This is a genomic window from Mammaliicoccus sp. I-M35, assembly GCF_022386455.1.
Classification (GTDB): domain Bacteria; phylum Bacillota; class Bacilli; order Staphylococcales; family Staphylococcaceae; genus Mammaliicoccus; species Mammaliicoccus sciuri_A.
This window is the reverse complement of record NZ_JAJNIL010000003.1, coordinates 1-16,331: the sequence shown is the minus strand read 5'-3', so window position 1 is coordinate 16,331 and position 16,331 is coordinate 1. Positions and strand designations below refer to the sequence as shown.

Annotated in this window: 16 protein-coding genes and 1 riboswitch; of the genes, 3 read left to right on the top strand and 13 right to left on the bottom strand. The window is 32.0% G+C overall.

The window, feature by feature from the left end:
- Positions 1 to 11 precede the first annotated feature (11 nt).
- Entirely contained in the window at positions 12 to 557 is a 546-nt protein-coding gene (locus LQ679_RS04290) for a hypothetical protein (protein ID WP_191836277.1), read from the top strand.
- Between the two features lie 42 nt (positions 558 to 599).
- Here LQ679_RS04290 and LQ679_RS04285 read toward each other — a convergent pair whose 3' ends face one another.
- On the bottom strand, positions 600 to 1,625 hold the full coding sequence (locus LQ679_RS04285; protein WP_107577871.1) for a hemolysin family protein: 1,026 nt from the start codon (positions 1,623 to 1,625) through the stop codon (positions 600 to 602).
- A gap of 232 nt (positions 1,626 to 1,857) precedes the next feature.
- Between LQ679_RS04285 and LQ679_RS04280 the strand changes: the two genes are divergently transcribed.
- Positions 1,858 to 2,502 carry a FusB/FusC family EF-G-binding protein gene (locus LQ679_RS04280; protein WP_159315834.1) on the top strand — a complete coding sequence of 215 codons (645 nt, stop codon included), beginning with the start codon at positions 1,858 to 1,860 and terminating at the stop codon, positions 2,500 to 2,502.
- A gap of 219 nt (positions 2,503 to 2,721) precedes the next feature.
- Here LQ679_RS04280 and LQ679_RS04275 read toward each other — a convergent pair whose 3' ends face one another.
- From LQ679_RS04275 to LQ679_RS04240, 8 genes are all read right to left on the bottom strand, one after another.
- Positions 2,722 to 3,324, bottom strand: a complete 603-nt coding sequence (locus tag LQ679_RS04275) for a response regulator transcription factor (RefSeq protein WP_239762138.1) — start codon at positions 3,322 to 3,324, stop codon at positions 2,722 to 2,724.
- Positions 3,321 to 4,427, bottom strand: coding sequence for a sensor histidine kinase (locus LQ679_RS04270; RefSeq protein ID WP_191836275.1), 1,107 nt, complete (start codon positions 4,425 to 4,427; stop codon positions 3,321 to 3,323). Before LQ679_RS04270 ends, LQ679_RS04275 begins: the two co-directional genes overlap by 4 nt.
- Positions 4,427 to 5,158 (bottom strand): ABC transporter permease, encoded by a 732-nt coding sequence (locus tag LQ679_RS04265; RefSeq protein WP_106417328.1) that lies wholly within the window; start codon positions 5,156 to 5,158, stop codon positions 4,427 to 4,429. The genes LQ679_RS04270 and LQ679_RS04265 overlap by 1 nt, the downstream gene beginning before the upstream one ends.
- A 6-nt stretch (positions 5,159 to 5,164) precedes the next feature.
- On the bottom strand, positions 5,165 to 6,031 hold the full coding sequence (locus LQ679_RS04260) for an ABC transporter ATP-binding protein (protein WP_201277779.1): 867 nt from the start codon (positions 6,029 to 6,031) through the stop codon (positions 5,165 to 5,167).
- Between the two features lie 184 nt (positions 6,032 to 6,215).
- On the bottom strand, positions 6,216 to 7,913 hold the full coding sequence (locus LQ679_RS04255) for an FTR1 family iron permease (RefSeq protein ID WP_204256201.1): 1,698 nt from the start codon (positions 7,911 to 7,913) through the stop codon (positions 6,216 to 6,218).
- Positions 7,888 to 9,126 (bottom strand): iron uptake transporter deferrochelatase/peroxidase subunit, encoded by a 1,239-nt coding sequence (gene efeB, locus LQ679_RS04250; RefSeq protein WP_191836273.1) that lies wholly within the window; start codon positions 9,124 to 9,126, stop codon positions 7,888 to 7,890. Before efeB ends, LQ679_RS04255 begins: the two co-directional genes overlap by 26 nt.
- Positions 9,127 to 9,132: 6 nt before the next feature.
- Positions 9,133 to 9,993 (bottom strand): iron uptake system protein EfeO, encoded by an 861-nt coding sequence (efeO, locus tag LQ679_RS04245; RefSeq protein ID WP_037589373.1) that lies wholly within the window; start codon positions 9,991 to 9,993, stop codon positions 9,133 to 9,135.
- 237 nt (positions 9,994 to 10,230) lie between these two features.
- Positions 10,231 to 10,860 (bottom strand): PepSY domain-containing protein, encoded by a 630-nt coding sequence (locus LQ679_RS04240; protein ID WP_239762137.1) that lies wholly within the window; start codon positions 10,858 to 10,860, stop codon positions 10,231 to 10,233.
- A gap of 131 nt (positions 10,861 to 10,991) precedes the next feature.
- Positions 10,992 to 11,091, top strand: a riboswitch (SAM riboswitch).
- A 74-nt stretch (positions 11,092 to 11,165) separates the two neighbouring features.
- On the opposite strand from LQ679_RS04240, the gene LQ679_RS04235 reads away from it, so the two are divergent.
- Positions 11,166 to 11,384 (top strand): hypothetical protein, encoded by a 219-nt coding sequence (locus tag LQ679_RS04235; RefSeq protein ID WP_037589321.1) that lies wholly within the window; start codon positions 11,166 to 11,168, stop codon positions 11,382 to 11,384.
- A 456-nt stretch (positions 11,385 to 11,840) separates the two neighbouring features.
- On the opposite strand, the gene LQ679_RS04230 is transcribed toward LQ679_RS04235, so the two are convergent.
- From LQ679_RS04230 to LQ679_RS04215, 4 genes are all read right to left on the bottom strand, one after another.
- A complete protein-coding gene (locus LQ679_RS04230) occupies positions 11,841 to 12,689 on the bottom strand; it encodes a patatin-like phospholipase family protein (protein WP_239762135.1) in 849 nt (282 codons plus the stop codon).
- A gap of 109 nt (positions 12,690 to 12,798) precedes the next feature.
- A complete protein-coding gene (locus LQ679_RS04225; RefSeq protein WP_239762134.1) occupies positions 12,799 to 13,689 on the bottom strand; it encodes an NAD(P)/FAD-dependent oxidoreductase in 891 nt (296 codons plus the stop codon).
- 70 nt (positions 13,690 to 13,759) lie between these two features.
- Positions 13,760 to 14,140, bottom strand: a complete 381-nt coding sequence (locus LQ679_RS04220) for an RrF2 family transcriptional regulator (protein ID WP_037589324.1) — start codon at positions 14,138 to 14,140, stop codon at positions 13,760 to 13,762.
- Positions 14,141 to 14,264: 124 nt separating this feature from the next.
- Complete coding sequence (locus tag LQ679_RS04215; protein WP_126477845.1) at positions 14,265 to 15,986, bottom strand: ABC transporter ATP-binding protein; 1,722 nt, start codon at positions 15,984 to 15,986, stop codon at positions 14,265 to 14,267.
- Between the last annotated feature and the right edge of the window lie 345 nt (positions 15,987 to 16,331).

The following is a 16,331-nucleotide window of genomic DNA, read 5'->3' as shown; positions in this document are numbered from 1 at the left end:
GGAGGATAATCATGAATTTTATTGTGTGGCTCATTATTTTTTGTGAAGTTGCTTTCTGGGTCGTTATATTACTTGGACTCGTCACAAGGTATGTCTTCAGACAGAAAAAGCTTGGGCTCATTTTTCTAGCACTTACACCCGTAATTGATTTGATTCTATTAATTACAACAGCTGTGGATTTAATGAACGGTGCAACTGCCGAAACACCTCACGCTATTGCTGCTGTTTATATATCTGTTTCAATTGTCTTTGGTAAAAGTATGATTCAATGGGCAGATGACCGCTTCAGATATTATGTCATGAAAGAAGGTAGCAAGCCTGAGAAACCTAGTGGATTCGCGTATGCTAAACTATATGCGAAAAGTTGGTTTAAACATTTACTCTCTTACATTATAGGGACAGGTATTCTACATTTAATCATTTATTTAATTCATGATAAAAATAGAACAGAAGCTATGGATGGTGTTATTCACATTTGGTCAATAGTGCTCATTATTGATTTAGCTATCACCATCTCGTATTTCATCTGGCCACCCAAAAAGAAACAGACAGAATAGAAAAACCTGAGCCATTTTTTGTGGCTCAGGTTCTTTTTACGTCTATTTATCGTGTTCATCTTCAATGTTACCGACAATATTTTCAAGTATGTCTTCCATCGTAATCATACCTGCTAATTCACCGTGTTCATTATGAACAATTGCGATATGTGCGCGTTGTTTTTTCATTTTATCTAGTACGTTTTGAATGGCATCTGCCTCTTTGACGTATATGATTTCATGAATCAATTCAGTAATGTCTTGTATGTTGTCTTTCAATAAATCTTTCGCATGTAAATATCCAATAACATTCGTTTTATCATCTTGGTAAACTGGATATCTCGTATAATAGCCATTTTTCACAAATTGAATAGCTTCTTGCTGACTAGCATCACTATTGATCATTGTCATATTGTCTTTAGAAATCATACAATCTTTGACGACAAGTTCATCATAAATAAAGACTTTATTAATATGTTCTAGTTCTGTTGATGAAATTTCCCCGCCTTGGTGACTTTCTTTAATCAACATCTTCAATTCTTCTTCAGAGTGATATAATTCAGACTCTTTCGCAGGCTTCATACCAAATAAGCTCAATATCATTCTTGCTGACCCATTTAAAATAAAAATAAAAGGATATAATAATTTGTAAAACAGTATGATCGGTCTTGCAAAGAATAATGTAACTTGTTCTGCTTTTTGAATTGCGATTGTCTTTGGCGCCATTTCACCTACTACAACGTGTAAATAAGTTGCGATAATAAATGCGCTGACTAATGTTAAGACATGAATAACCGTTTCTGATAATCCAAAGCTACTATAAAGTGGATGCAGAATAAACTCAAATGTTGATTCGCCAACCATACCAATTCCAAGTGCTGTAATGGTAATACCTAGCTGACATGCTGCTAAATACTCATCAAGATGTTCGACTACCTTTTTAGCTGGTTGAGCGTTCTTATAATTCTGTTCTGCTAAGTAGTTAATTCTAGATGACCTGACCTTTACAATTGCAAATTCCGTCGCAACAAAGAATCCGGTTAAAGCGAGTAATACAATAAACGTGATTAAACTAATTGTGGTCCCCAATTATTAATTAATTCCTCCATATAATAAAAAATTCCAACCATATTCGGTTGTCTTTTAATTTTACACTATTTCGAATAATTTTTATAATAATATACATTTGAAATTACATGGTTAAAGGACTATACTAGTGTCTGATAAGGAGGGATCTTAAGATGCTACTAAATGTGTCATGTTCTCTACAATTATTCATACCCAACGATCAAAGGAAATAATTTAAAAGAAGGGATTCAATATGAATAATTACATTAAACCATATCAATTCGTTAGTATTAAAGAAAAATCTGAACAGTTATTTAACGTTTATAAATCTGTAAATGATATAAAAACAATCGATACGTTTCAAGCTATAACATACGACCATATTTCACAGCTTTTTGAGGAAAAGCATTCAGAAATAGAAGATTTCACAAAAATCATTATGAATAAAAAGATTTCTCGAGCACAAATTGAGAAATTATTATTTGGACTTAAAAGCTACGTCGTTCCATTTGAACAGCCTTCAAGTAAGCAACTTGAAAAAATCTTTAAAAAGACCAAGAAATTAAAACATCCAGAATGGGATAACATAGACTTAAAAGAGTCTTCATATATAGGTTGGAATGATTCTGGTAAACAAAAGAAATTTATCGTGCTTTATGAAGATGATAAATTGATAGGTGTATCAGGAGACTTATCACCTACCATTAAACCCGGAATCTGTAGTATATGTAAGAAAGAATCCAATGTTTCCATGTTTCTATCAACTACGAAGTCAAAAGGTGATGGAACATATACTAAAAATGGTAATTATATTTGCCATGATAGTGAACATTGTAATCAACAACTCGATCAACTAAACGGATTATATGAGTTTATACACACAGTAAAAACAAAATAATCAATAAGAAAGCTGAGCACATCATCAAATGATGGCTCAGCTTTTCATTTATCGGCCCGAAAATCCCGTTTTCGGGTCGTTATTTTTATTTATCGGCCTGAAAATCCCGTTTTCGGGTCGATATTTTTATTTATCGGTCCATATTTCTCATTTCTGGACCGGTAATTTATTTTATCGGTCCAGAAATTCCCTACTTACCTCTACTACCCTTGCACCTATCTATATCCATCCTTTTTCGATTGCTTTCTGCCATGCGTCAAACCGGTTATCTGCTTCTAATTTATCTATAATTATCGATGTATAATTTCTAATTGTGCCGTCTGATAAATATAACTCTTTTGATATTTCTTTACTGGATAAGCCTTTGCCTATTTCTTTCAATACGAGTTGTTCTTTCGGACTTAATGGATTTCGATCTTTAAACATTGATGTCATTAAAGATTCACTATATTCTTTCTTACCGTCCATCACATTTTTAATTGTTTCGACAAGTTCATCTATTGATCGTTCTTTCAATACGTATGCATCAACATCTTTTGCTACTGCACTCTCAAAGTATCCAGGTCTTTTAAAAGTTGTAACGATGATGACTTTCGTATTTAAATTTGAATCTTTTACTTTTTTCAATACTTCTAATCCTGTCATTTTAGGCATTTCGACATCTAGTATCGCGACATCTGGTTCGTGACTTTGAATACTTTCTAATGCATCTTCTCCATTTGAAAAGTCCCCTAAAATATTTAATTCATCATTCATTTCCATCAATTGAACCATGGCTTTACGTAACATTTCTTGGTCTTCTGCTATAACAATTGATATCATAATGTGTCATCCCCTCTAGGCAATGTGATCGTCATTTTTAATCCTTTATTTAAATTACTTACTTTTAGTTGGCCATTTAATGCATGAACACGATTTTTGATACTCTTAAAATCATCTTCATCAATGTGTTTCATACCTATGCCGTCATCTATGATTACCAATGTTAAATGTTCATTTTCTTCAACGATTTCACCTGTTACTTTAGTAGCCTGTGCATGCTTAATGACATTGTTAACCGCTTCTCTCAAAATCATGGACAGTGCTGATTGTCGAGTTGGACTGAGTGATTGAGCTCTGTCAGCATTGTTAAATTCAAACGATAAGTTTGCATTTTCTAACAATGTTTCCATCGTCTTCACTTCTTCTTCAAAAGATTGCAACTTCAAATCATCTACAATTGCTCTTACTTTAACAAGTGCTTCTTTAGATAATTCATTCACAGACGCCATTTCTTCTTTCGCTTTATCAATATCTTTATCCACTAATTTCATCGCAAGTTCAGATTTAATACTTAAACTCGCAAACACATGACCTAACGTATCGTGTAAGTCTTGTCCTATTCGATTTCGTTCTTGTTCAGCAATTAACGTATTGATATGTTCATTTTTACTTCTAATTTCTTCTTTTAACTGTTCAGATTCTAACGCTTTAAAATTTCCAAACATAATAAATATCATGACAATACTCATAGGTATCATAATAATTAAATAGTCTCTATGATCAACTGCAATAATATAAATAGCAATCATAAACGACACAATATACATCAATACTTCGATAGATTTTATTTTAGTTTGAAAAACATATGGAATAATATAAGCTGCATAGAAAAAGAATAATAAGTGAGAAGCATTAAAAAAATCTACAAAATAAAATATACCTAAAAAATGAACCATTAAAAGTATTCTTCTAAGCATGCGCCTTTTAGATAAATCTACATAAATCATCATTAAGTAACTTATCGTAAATAGAGCGGTAACCAATATACCGCTCCATAAAGGTCCTCTATGACCAAGTACTGTTAAACTCAATATCGGAAAGATGAGATAAATTAAGTTTGATGAACCTATAGGATTATCTTTAATTCTTTCTATTAATGTCATTAAACCACTTCCGTCTTTTTACGTATAATCAACGCAATACTTATAAACAGTATACAATAAATTGCCAATATAAGAAGTGATACAAAGTGTATACCACCTTGAGTTGTCACAGATAAAGAAAGTTCTCTTAAATTATAAGTAGGTGTTGCATACGATACGTGCTTTAGCCAATCTGGAAACTGATCTGTCGGGAACCAAAGTCCACCCAATACAGCAAGTCCTAAATATATGATATTCGCAATAGCACTAGCTTTTTGAATATCTTTTATTTGAGATATGAGAACGCCCATTGATAAAAACATGCTAGACCCAACCCATAACATCAATCCTGAGCCAATCCATTCGCCTGCTGACATTTCAACACCTTTATAAAAAGCACCTGTTAAAAATAATGCGATAATGGCTAGACAAAACATGCACATGAGTTTCATTACTTTCCCTGCATAGTAATAACTTGGAGATAAAGGTGTTTTGAATAAATTTTTAGACCATCCAATTTTCTTATCTTCTATCATCTCTAACGGAAATGTCATAATACAGAAACTACTTAAACTGAACGTCGCCATACTAAACATATATTCTTTATAAAATTTAGCTTCGTATTCTTTAGGTAAATCCAATAACGCTGTAAATATTAAATAAAATACTAACGGCAACATAATCGAAAGTATTAAATATGATTTTTTTCTAGTTAACAATAACAATTCAGATTTAAAATACGCCCATAACATATCTCATCAAACCCTTTCTTCATTTTTTGAAAATATCGTATCCATCAATGACTCTTTAATAATTTCTACCTCATTAAAATCAATGCCATAGTCTATAAATGCTTTAATAACAGGATTAACATCTTCAGTCGTAATGATGAGCATATCTTTAGATGCTTCAACCGAAACATTTTTAAGAATGTTCACCACTTCTTTCTTAGATAAAGGAATTTGAATCATCGTTTTGTTTTCACTATGACGTATCGCTCTAGGTGTACTATCCATAACAAGCTCACCTTTATTAAGTACAACAACACGGTCAGCCATTCTTTCAACTTCTTCAATATAATGAGAAGTATAAAATATCGTTTTACCTTCTTGTTTCATTTCCTCAATCACTTTCCAGAAATGCTTCCTCATTTCAGTATCCATCGCACTTGTCGGTTCATCCAAAATGACAAAATCCGGTTTCCCAATAATAGATAATGTAAAATCCAATATTCTGCGTTCACCACCAGATAATTTAGCAGCAAATTGTTCAAGTTTATCATTATCGAATCGAGTAATTTCTTTAAAAGTTTCTATCGAAATCGTATCTTTATAAAAAGACTTAAAAAGATAAAACAACTCCTTAACTTTCATCACATCCGGGAAAGCCGTCGTTTGAAACAAAATACCCATCCGCTTCTTATCTAATTGTTGATTGTCACTAATAATTTGCCCGTCATTAGGATGTCTGTCCCCAATAATCATATCAATCAACGTAGACTTACCAGCACCATTTGGACCAATTAAAGCCGTACATTCACCCTCATTAATTTGAAAAGAAACATCACTCACAACTTTTTTCTGATTATAGATTTTCGTTACATTTTGAACATCAATCACAATCATCACCGTCCTTTATAAGTTATCTATATTATAAAAAATCACACCATCCGTTATAAGTACAAACTGTCACGAATATCATATGACAAATGTCATGAAAGGCATGTAAGACGATATATTATCATATCAATTACCACGAAAACTAAAAAACGCTAAGACAAATGCCTTTGTCTTAGCGTTTTAAATTACTCTATTTCTTCTTACTCATTGCATAGTAAATCACAACTAAAATGACTAATGCTAATTGTGGTATCAATGTTTCGTATGTTGGATAAAATCCTATTAAGTCTATGAATGGTAAGTGATTAATTGTGTGTTGTGGTACTATGTTTAATATTTGTAATGTATGAATACTTACGCCTAATATTTTAAATGCCAATATAAATATAAATAATGACATGATAAAGAATAAGCGATGTATTGGTAACCATTTTGTAATTTGGTTAAAGAAAATTGCGATTAACGCCAGTATGACGGATGCGACGATAATTCCTAATATTAATGACCATGTTGAGATTTTCCCAACGATACCTAAATAGAAGATAATCGTCTCTGCACCTTCTCTAAATACGGATAGGAAAGCGACTAACCCGAGAGTAACGATACTTCCTGTAGACATAGCTTTATCCATATTTTTATTGATGAAGTTCTGCCATGAATCTAAACTTGATTTAGAGTGCAACCAGATACCTACGATGATCATTAATATCACAGATCCAATACCTACTAAACCTTCTGTTAATTCTCTTGTTGAACCTAGGTTTTCAAATATCGCTTTAAATATGAAAGCTAACGCAATACTTAATACAATACCGATGACACTTCCTGTAACAATCCATTTTGATGCTTTTGTTTGTTCAGATTTACGTGTTACAGTAAGCAACGCCATAATAATGAGCAGCGCTTCTACACCTTCACGTAATAAGATTAAAGCTGCATCCCAAAATGTATAGCTCGTCTTAGAAATGGTTGATTTAATTTCTTGATTGAGCGTTTCTAACTGGCTACCAATGTCATCTTTATTATCTTCATCAAGTTGACCTGCATATTGAGGAATTTTCTGCTCTATTTTAGTGTACAACGCACCATTTCTCGTGCTAATTTCACTCTCAACATTTGGCCATGCAATAATAAATTGTTGTAACGCTTGCTTTGATTTAGCTAAATTATCATTTTTTATATTTTTAATCGCAGTATCTAAATGTTCATTTAAAATGTTAACATCTTGATCGCTTGTTTTAGCATCTGATTTTTTCCCTGCATGATAATCATCAAGTTCTTTTTTCAATTGATCAACTTGCATTTGTGCACTATTCGCGTCTACTTTATCTTTCGTTAATTCAATTCTTGTAAACATTAATGCAGTTTCAACTTGGCCATATCTGCCAATATCTTCTTCTCGCACAATTTTTTCATTCTTTGTCCAAGTCGCATTTAATTGATTGTTAATCGTTTTTGCTTTTTCAAAATCTTTATCTGAAATCGCCTTTGTTATATTTTTAATCAATGGCTGCATTTCATTTTGTAACTGATCTCGTTTCTTCTGTTTATCAACAGGATTTAATACTTTTTCATAATCAATTAAATCAGAAGTCAGTGTATTTAACGCACTTTCTCTATCTTTTTGAGACGTTGTTTTTTCAACTTTTTCGATATCTTGATCTATTTTTTTCACAAGTTTATGGTCTTTTTTATTCGTACTTTGCCAATTATCTTTAATCTCTTTGAAATGCTTGTCGAATGCCTTTTCGTCTTTATCTTGTATCGCCGATTTGGCATCCGTCACACTAATATAAATATCACTTAAGCTCGTTTCTGCTTTAGCGGTCAAAGATAACAGCATAAATAGTATTGCGACTAAACTAAATACGATTGAATAACGTTTCACCTAAATATCCTCCTTCTTGGACACCTGGTAAACATAGAAAAATACCTGAACCTCGATGTGTAATATATTCATTTAATTTATCAATAGCACCCATTTTACTTTGGATTTTAATAAATTGTTCCGGTGATTTTTGAAATGCTAGGAAGAGTAATCCTGCATCAAAAGCACCTGTATTTGCGTTTATACCATCTGAATATGAAAAAGATCTTCTTAATAAATTTGTTTTAGATGCTTTTGCTAAATTGACATGTGATTCTTTTTCTATCAAGTTCTCGCCATTTTTATCTTTAATATCAGGGTCAAATGTATCAAATTCTTTTTCTTTACCAATTGGCGCACCAGAATGACGGTATCTACCAAATGTGGCTTCTTGTTCACCTAAAGCCGTTCTATCCCAAGTTTCTAACAACATTTGAATTCTTCTTGCGACTAAATATGAACCATTTTTAGCCCAACCATCTTGTATAAAGACGTATTCATTCAAATCACTTTTATTTTGGACATTAGGATTACCTGTTCCATCTTTAAAAGAGAATAAATTTCTAGGCGTTTCTTTCTTACCATCTTTTTCTTCAAATGAGTTAAATCCAGCTTGGCTCCACTTCATTGAAACTTCACCTTTAGCCACTCTAATTAAATTTCTAATGGCATGAAAATTAACTTGTGGATCATCTGAGCATGCTTGAATACAAATGTCTCCACCTGAATAGTCTTCATCAATTTGATCTTTAGGAAAATGCGGTAAATCTTTTAATAAATCTGGTTTATGCTTTTTCAATCCAACTTTCTCAAAGAATGAAGGACTTATGCCAAAAGTAAGAGACAGACGACTGGCGTCTAAGCCAATCGTCTCCCCTGTATCTGGACTTGGTAACATTTTGTTTTTACCAAGCTCTTTTACATATTCACCATTCATTAAATGAACACTATAATTTGTCCATACTTTAAACATTTCTTTAACATCTGAAACTGACATTTTGTTAATGCTCAGAACGACAAAGTAAATATGTTTTTGTTGTTCTGTCGTGATGCCAGACTGATATTTACCATAGAAATTGATTTTATTTTTTACGCCTGTTTTATCTTTAGCAAAGTATTGAGATGCTAGAAAAGTACCGCCTACACCAGTAGAGCCTATCAGTAATCCCGCACCACCAACACCAGCGAGTTTTAGAAAATCCCTTCTAGCTATATGATTTTCTTTATTAGACATCAATCATCACTCCGTAATAACAGCCATTTGACTTAAAGATTCTCCTAATTTATCAACAGCTTCAGAAAGTTTTTTCGTTTCATCTTTAGATAGTTTCGTATAGTCTTCATATCCACCATCTTTAGTCTTATATTGATCTAATAATTTATTAACATTATCAAATCTTTCTTGAGTTGTATCAGCAAGTTTTTTATCTTTATCTGCTACTTTATCTTTAAATATTTCAAAGATTTTTTCTGCACCTTCGATGTTTGCTTTAAAGTCATATAAATCTGTGTGTGAATAAATTTCTTCTTCACCTGTAATTTTTGAGCTAGATACTTCATTTAATAAGTCGATTGAACCTTGTAACATTAATTTAGGTGTAACATCTACTGTATCTACTTTTGCACGTAACTCTTTAGTGTCTTTTAATAATTGATCAGCAACTGGTGCCATATCTTTAGTTGTATTATCTTCCCATAATGCTTTTTCAATTTTGTGGTAACCTGACCATTCGTCTTCTTTATTTTCTTCTTTCATATCTGCTAAACGTGCATCAATTTTCGGATCTAAATCACCGAAACTTTCAGCAACTGGCTCAGATCTTTCGTAGTACATACGAGCTGTAGGATATATTTCTTTCGCTTTTTCGATATCGTCTGCTTTAACCGCTTCAACGAATTTTTCAGTATCCGCTAAGAATTTATCTAATTGTTCAGTTGTAAAATCTTTATAAGCTTTTGTTTCTTTTGAGAAATCCGCTTTTTCAGACTTTTTCGTTTCCTTTGTTTCTTTTTTATCTTCATTTTCTTTCTTATCAGCGCTATTCCCACACGCTGTTAAAATTAAAGTACTTGCTAATAAAGTTGTTGCTAACTTTTTCATCATAACACTTCCCATCTAATTGATTATCATTATCATCTTTAATTTATGCCTATAATGTGTAATAGTCAATAAAAATTTTATAGAATTCATCAAAAATACAAATACAAGACTGTACCTATAGTGTTTATGTAATGAAATTTTTCAGACTTCTACTTAATTACTAATTGAGAATGATAATCACTCAACGAACATAAAAAAACATAGGATAAAACGAATTATCCTATGTTCTATAAAAAATTAATCTGTTTCTTGTTCTAGAATTTCTTTAGACTTAGCATCAATTGTAAATTCTGTTGATTCTTTATTACCTTCTTTTAACTCAATAGAATAAACAAGTTTGCCATTATCTTCACTTAGTGACCATTCTTTAATATCACCTTTAGCTTTGTCTTGTGCTACTTTAAGTGCATGTTCAAATTTAGCGACATCTGATAATTTGAATGTTTGATCATTATCATCGCTATCTTCTTGTTCTTTTTCAACATTCGTAACAGATTTATCATCTGCATTTATCAACACTTTATTTTCATTTGTTCCATCAACTAATTCTACTTTATAACTCCACTCGCCTGTTTCTTTTTCAAACGATAAATCTTTCAGTTCACCTTTTGATTCTTTTTGTGCAGCTTTTACAGCATCTTCTGGAGAGACTTTAACGTCATCCCATTTCACTGTATTTTCAGTTGCTTTGTCAGAAGATTGATCATCATCTGTATTTTGATCGTCGTTACTATTTTCTTTAGTTGTTTGTTCTGTTTTTTCATCATTTTGATTATCTTTTTTATCATTGTTATCATCGTCACCATTTCCACATGCTGCTAACACGATACCTGCTGACAATAATAAAGAAAGCATTTTATACTTCATAATCTATTCCTCCTATGCTTCATATTCAGTTAATATATAGACCATCTCAAAATTTTTAAACATTTAGATTTTTAAAATTAGACAAAATACAATTAATTCGTTATGATTAAGAAACAATAAAATAGCTCGTAGTCTTATTAAGAGTAGGCGGAGGGAATTGGCCCGATGAAACCTCAGCAACAGGCGTATGTACTGTGCTAAATCCAACAAGTTTAACTTGAAAGATAAGAAGATTCTCTAAACAGCTCTTCTTAATCTTAAGATGAGCTGTTTTATTGTAACTATCAAATTAGGAGGCAATAAATATGAGAACAAGAGACGATATTTTATCAGAACTATTAGAATTAAAGGCAAATCCACCAAAAAGCTTTTCAGGTTCAATAGCTAAGACCCAGAAGAAGAACGCTTTAATCCAAGAATTATGCAGAGTCGAGAACACAATACTACAACCAACTTCAGATTCTGAACACCACAATGTTCAATTTGGTGACTTTGAAATTAATATTAAAATAACTAAAAAATAAGCATAACGAGTCTAGGACTTAATTCCTAACTCAAATTAAATAACACCTCATTCTACTGATTTATTCAGTATAAATGAGGTGTTATTTTTTATAATCTACGATTTTGTTCATATCTAGTTTATTTTTTCTTCCCTTTGTCTGACACATTAAAAAGTAGTGTCATAAGTACTGCATAAATAAAAGCAGAAATTATATTTTTTAATACCTCATTATCTTTGAAAATTAGTAAATCAATCAGATAATTCAAAATAAAAAATACAACCATAAAATATATAAAATACAAAAACGCCTTCAGAATTAATACCCCTTTCTCTAATTGATAACTATTATCAATTATAAGATAAATTCTATTATTTTCAATAGTGTTAATTTGCAAGTTTTAGGAGGTAATCATTTAAATAAAAAAACAAACTGAACTTTTAAATTTAAGTTCAGTTTGTCTCATGTTTTTCAATTTTATTTCCAATTCTTCGCATCTTCTATAGATTCGCGTCCAATTGTTATGCCTTGTTCATATCCAGCGTCACCTATTTCTTTAATATGTTCTGCTGAATAAATATTGGTTCCTATAATATCTTTGCTTTTCTGATCAGGCGTTATTAATATAACGTTGCTGTGTTCTTTGAGGCTTTCAACTTCTTCATACACTGAAGGTACTAAACCTTGCTTTTGATCAAGTGGCGCTAAAACAATAATATCTTGATAATCAGTCATTAGTTTCGCATTTGTTGACGAAATCATACCGCCATCAATCCAAGAAACACCTTGAAAATCAACATGTGGCCAAATACCAGGTACTGCTCCACTTGCCATAACCGCTTCTGTTAAACTTATACCAGTCTTTTTATTAAATACTGTAAGTTCTCCGGTTTCTGCATTGATAGCTGTAATTTCAAGTTGTTCTGTCCAATCTACATCACCTATTCTTTGACGGACAGAATGTGCTCGTTCATCGTGTGAAACTTTTGAAGGATTTGTATGAATAATATCTCCAAGCTTTTGTCCGATAACACGTTCGTCTGTTTTTCCTTGCACAAATGCATCACGCCATAATTCAAATAATGCTGGATCCAATTGCGCATTATCTGCAGCATCATGATTAATAGCAAGATCCTCATAATAACGCTTCATATTTTGCCCGTTAGCTAAAATAGAACCCACATATGATCCGGCCGAACTCCCTAATATTTTATCGGCGTGGTTTACAAGTATCCCTGAATCCATTAGTCCTGCTAGAACACCAGATTCCCAAGCAATACCTGTTATACCTCCCCCACCTAACACAAGTGCTTTTTCTTGAATCATTTGATACATCTCCATCCATTTATAAAATGCTTTTTACTACGCAAAGCTTTAGTCAATGGTAACTATAACGCTATTTTGCGAAATTATCATTTATTTCACCTTTCTTTTATTATGATTCCATAATGATTTGCATTGCTACAAATTTTGCGATTTGATTCCCATTTGCTGCTGCGTCTATTAGTTGAGATGCCATGAAATCTTTACTTTCTCCTGCTACAAATAACCCTGGTATAGATGATTCACCTAACTCATTAATTTTTATTTTTCCGTTGTCTTCTCTTTCAATATTGAGCGCTTTTAAAAATTCAAAATCAGTATCCCACTTCACACCAATAATTGCACCGCTTCTATTGATACGTTCACCATTTTTAAAGATTACTTCATTAATTTGTCCTTCATGATGTTTAAATTCAGCTACTTCGCTTTCCACTAATGTGATCTGTTTACTTTCAATAAACGCTTTATCTTCTTCAGTTAATAATGAAAAATCACGACTACTTATAACAATATCGTCTGTCCAATTGTTAATCAGCATCGCCATATGTTTCACATGTTCAGGTTGAACAGCTACAAGTAATGGTTGATGTCTCAATTCATATCCATCACACCATGGACAATAAAAGACAGATTTGCCGTAACTTTCTTTTAAACCTTCAATTTCTGGTAATGTTTCTCGCAATCCTGTACATACCATAATTTTTTTAGCTTTATATTGTTGATTGGCTGTTTCAACAATAAAGTTATGCTCTTCTTTCAATATGTTTAACACCGTGTCATTAATACGTGTTACATCATCATATTGATCTACATCGTGTTCTGCTTTAGCTCTCAATTCTTCAGGTCTTACACCGTCTTGTGTTAAAAATGCATGTGAATGCTGTGTCACTTTATTTCTCGCATTATTATTGTCTATCACTAATGTCTTTTTTAAAGCTCTTCCTAACGTGAGTGCACTCGCTAATCCTGCTGGCCCTCCACCTATTACGATACAATCAAACATGGTATTTCCACCTTTCACAACTATTATAGAGTCGTAATATCTATAATTGATAGATAAAAAAAGATTTAACTTACATTAAATCTTTTAAAGTTTTATTTTTCAAAGCTTGCGTCATTTCATCTTCAGCTGAAGTTAATATCGCTTGTATCTTACATTCTGGACCGTGATCAAAGCTATCTTCAAGTGTACTTTGATGACCATCAATTGCAGTAATAATATCATAGACAGTTATGTCTTCCCAATTATTAACTAAGTAATAACCACCTTTAGCACCAGATGCAGATTTTATGACGTTTGCCTTTACTAATTGCGTTAATATTTTAGATAAATATGTTACAGATACATTTAACGTTTCAGATAAACTTTTAACATTGATGGGCTGTTGGTCTCTTTTAGCAATTAAATATGCCAATGCATGCAGCCCATAGTCTGATCCTTTAGAAATCTTCATGTTACACCTCTTAATCATAGATATTACCACTCTATAATAACAACTTTAAACAGAAAGTCTATTATTTAGCTCAAAATATAAAAATGAAGAGACCTTTTTCTTCAAAAAGATCTCTAGCATTATGTTAAAATTCATCAATTTGTTCAAATTGTGACATGTATAAATCTTTGTATTTACCGCCTTTATCCATGAGTTCATCATGACTGCCCATTTCTTGTATTTGACCTTGTTCGATATATACAATTCTATCGACATGTCTAATCGTACTCAATCTATGCGCAATAATCAGTGATGTTCGACCACGTGATAAATTTTTAAATGCTGATTGTATTTTATTTTCAGTTTCAACATCTAAAGCACTCGTAGCTTCATCAAGAATAATAATTGGCGGATTCTTCAAGAACATTCTCGCAATTGAAATACGTTGCTTTTGTCCACCAGATAGTTTTGTACCGCGTTCCCCAACAACAGTATCTAAACCTTCTGGCAATTCATCTACAAACGTTCTTAATTGTGCTTGGTCAACTGCGTAATTAATTTCTTCTTCCGTTGCATTTAAATTACCATAAATAATATTATCTCTTAATGTTCCACCGAAAAGAAATACATCTTGTTGTACAACACCAATTTGTTTTCTTAATGATTCCAACTTATAAGATTTAATGTCTCGATTATTGATTTTAATCTTACCTTGTAACGGATCATAGAACCTTGGTAATAACGAACAAATTGTCGTTTTACCTCCCCCACTCGGTCCTACTAGTGCTACTTTTTCACCTTGTTCAATTTTGATAGATAGCTGATTTAAGATTAATTTCTCTGAATATTTGAATGATACATTTTCATATTCAATTGTATCTGGTTCATCTATAAATTCGATAGCATCGTCATTATCTTTAATTTCTGGTTCCATATTTACGATTTCTTTGAAATTTTTGAACCCAGCAATACCTTTAGGAAACAGTTCAATAACCATATTAATTGACTCTAACGGTTTAAATAATAGATTTGTAATCATAATAAATGCTACAAATCCACCATATGACAATGCTCCATTTAATACAAAATAACTTCCTAAAATCAGTACAAAGATTAACGTTAATTTTTGAGCAATATGACTAATCGACAAGTTCCAAGACATATAAGAATATGCTTTTAATTTTGTCGCTCTAAAATTATCATTGACCTTTTTAAATCTTGCTAATTCGTGACCTTCATTTGTAAATGCTTGTACAAGACGCATACCACCAACATTATCAGCAATAAGCTCATTAAATCTCGAAACATTGCTAAATAAGTTCTTAAAAGCACCTGACATCTTTTGATTAAAGTAAATCGTCAATACAAAAATAATCGGTACAACACAGAACGTAATTAGCGCGAGTTTCACATCGATCGTCAACATAATGACAAATGAACCGACAAGCGTCATCACAGCTACAAAGACATCTTCAGGTCCATGGTGAGCAACTTCTCCAATATCCATTAAATCGTTCGTTAATCGTCCAATGATTTTACCTGATTTTTGGTTATCAAAGAATCCAAAATTCATTTTTTGAATATGCTCATAAAGCTCATTACGAATATCTCTTTCAATATTAGTCCCCAGTTTATGCCCCCAATACGTCACGATGAATTTCAATACAGATTCAACAACGTATATGAATAATAAAAGAAAAACAAAAATCACAATCCAACTCCAATTCTTAGTTGGCAATAGCTGATCTATAAATATACTTGTAATAAGTGGAAACACCAATTCGAGAATACCTACGAAAACAGCCGAACCAAAATCTAAGAAAAACAATCCTTTATAGGGTTTATAATATTGGAAGAATTCTTTCATAACGGACCTCCTAAATAAATTACGACCAAATTTAATTATACTATAGAATTATATTTTTTCTGCACTTTTTAAGAATTTATTTAAAATTGTTTTTGTATCCGAAATAAAATGGATGATGAAATGGTGCGTGGCGTGGTGGATTTTCGGGTCGATAATTTATTTTATCGGCCTGCAAATCCTGTTTTCGGGTCGATAATTTATTTTATCGGGCTGTAAATCTCGTTGTCGGGTCGTTAATTATTTATATAGGACTGCAAATCCTGGTTTCGGGTCGATAATTTATTTTATCGGCCTGTAAATCCTGTTTTCGGGTCGATAATTTATTTTATCGGCCTGTAAATCTCG

Excerpts from the sequence above, each read along its gene's own strand:
- LQ679_RS04290 (WP_191836277.1), top strand. The coding sequence starts at position 12 with ATGAATTTTATTGTGTGGCTCATTATTTTTTGTGAAGTTGCTTTCTGG.
- LQ679_RS04280 (WP_159315834.1), top strand. The coding sequence starts at position 1,858 with ATGAATAATTACATTAAACCATATCAATTCGTTAGTATTAAAGAAAAA.
- LQ679_RS04275 (WP_239762138.1), bottom strand. The coding sequence starts at position 3,324 with ATGATATCAATTGTTATAGCAGAAGACCAAGAAATGTTACGTAAAGCC.
- LQ679_RS04270 (WP_191836275.1), bottom strand. The coding sequence starts at position 4,427 with ATGACATTAATAGAAAGAATTAAAGATAATCCTATAGGTTCATCAAAC.
- LQ679_RS04265 (WP_106417328.1), bottom strand. The coding sequence starts at position 5,158 with ATGTTATGGGCGTATTTTAAATCTGAATTGTTATTGTTAACTAGAAAA.
- LQ679_RS04260 (WP_201277779.1), bottom strand. The coding sequence starts at position 6,031 with ATGATTGTGATTGATGTTCAAAATGTAACGAAAATCTATAATCAGAAA.
- efeB (WP_191836273.1), bottom strand. The coding sequence starts at position 9,126 with ATGTCTAATAAAGAAAATCATATAGCTAGAAGGGATTTTCTAAAACTC.
- efeO (WP_037589373.1), bottom strand. The coding sequence starts at position 9,993 with ATGAAAAAGTTAGCAACAACTTTATTAGCAAGTACTTTAATTTTAACA.
- LQ679_RS04240 (WP_239762137.1), bottom strand. The coding sequence starts at position 10,860 with ATGAAGTATAAAATGCTTTCTTTATTATTGTCAGCAGGTATCGTGTTA.
- LQ679_RS04235 (WP_037589321.1), top strand. The coding sequence starts at position 11,166 with ATGAGAACAAGAGACGATATTTTATCAGAACTATTAGAATTAAAGGCA.
- LQ679_RS04230 (WP_239762135.1), bottom strand. The coding sequence starts at position 12,689 with ATGATTCAAGAAAAAGCACTTGTGTTAGGTGGGGGAGGTATAACAGGT.
- LQ679_RS04225 (WP_239762134.1), bottom strand. The coding sequence starts at position 13,689 with ATGTTTGATTGTATCGTAATAGGTGGAGGGCCAGCAGGATTAGCGAGT.
- LQ679_RS04220 (WP_037589324.1), bottom strand. The coding sequence starts at position 14,140 with ATGAAGATTTCTAAAGGATCAGACTATGGGCTGCATGCATTGGCATAT.
- LQ679_RS04215 (WP_126477845.1), bottom strand. The coding sequence starts at position 15,986 with ATGAAAGAATTCTTCCAATATTATAAACCCTATAAAGGATTGTTTTTC.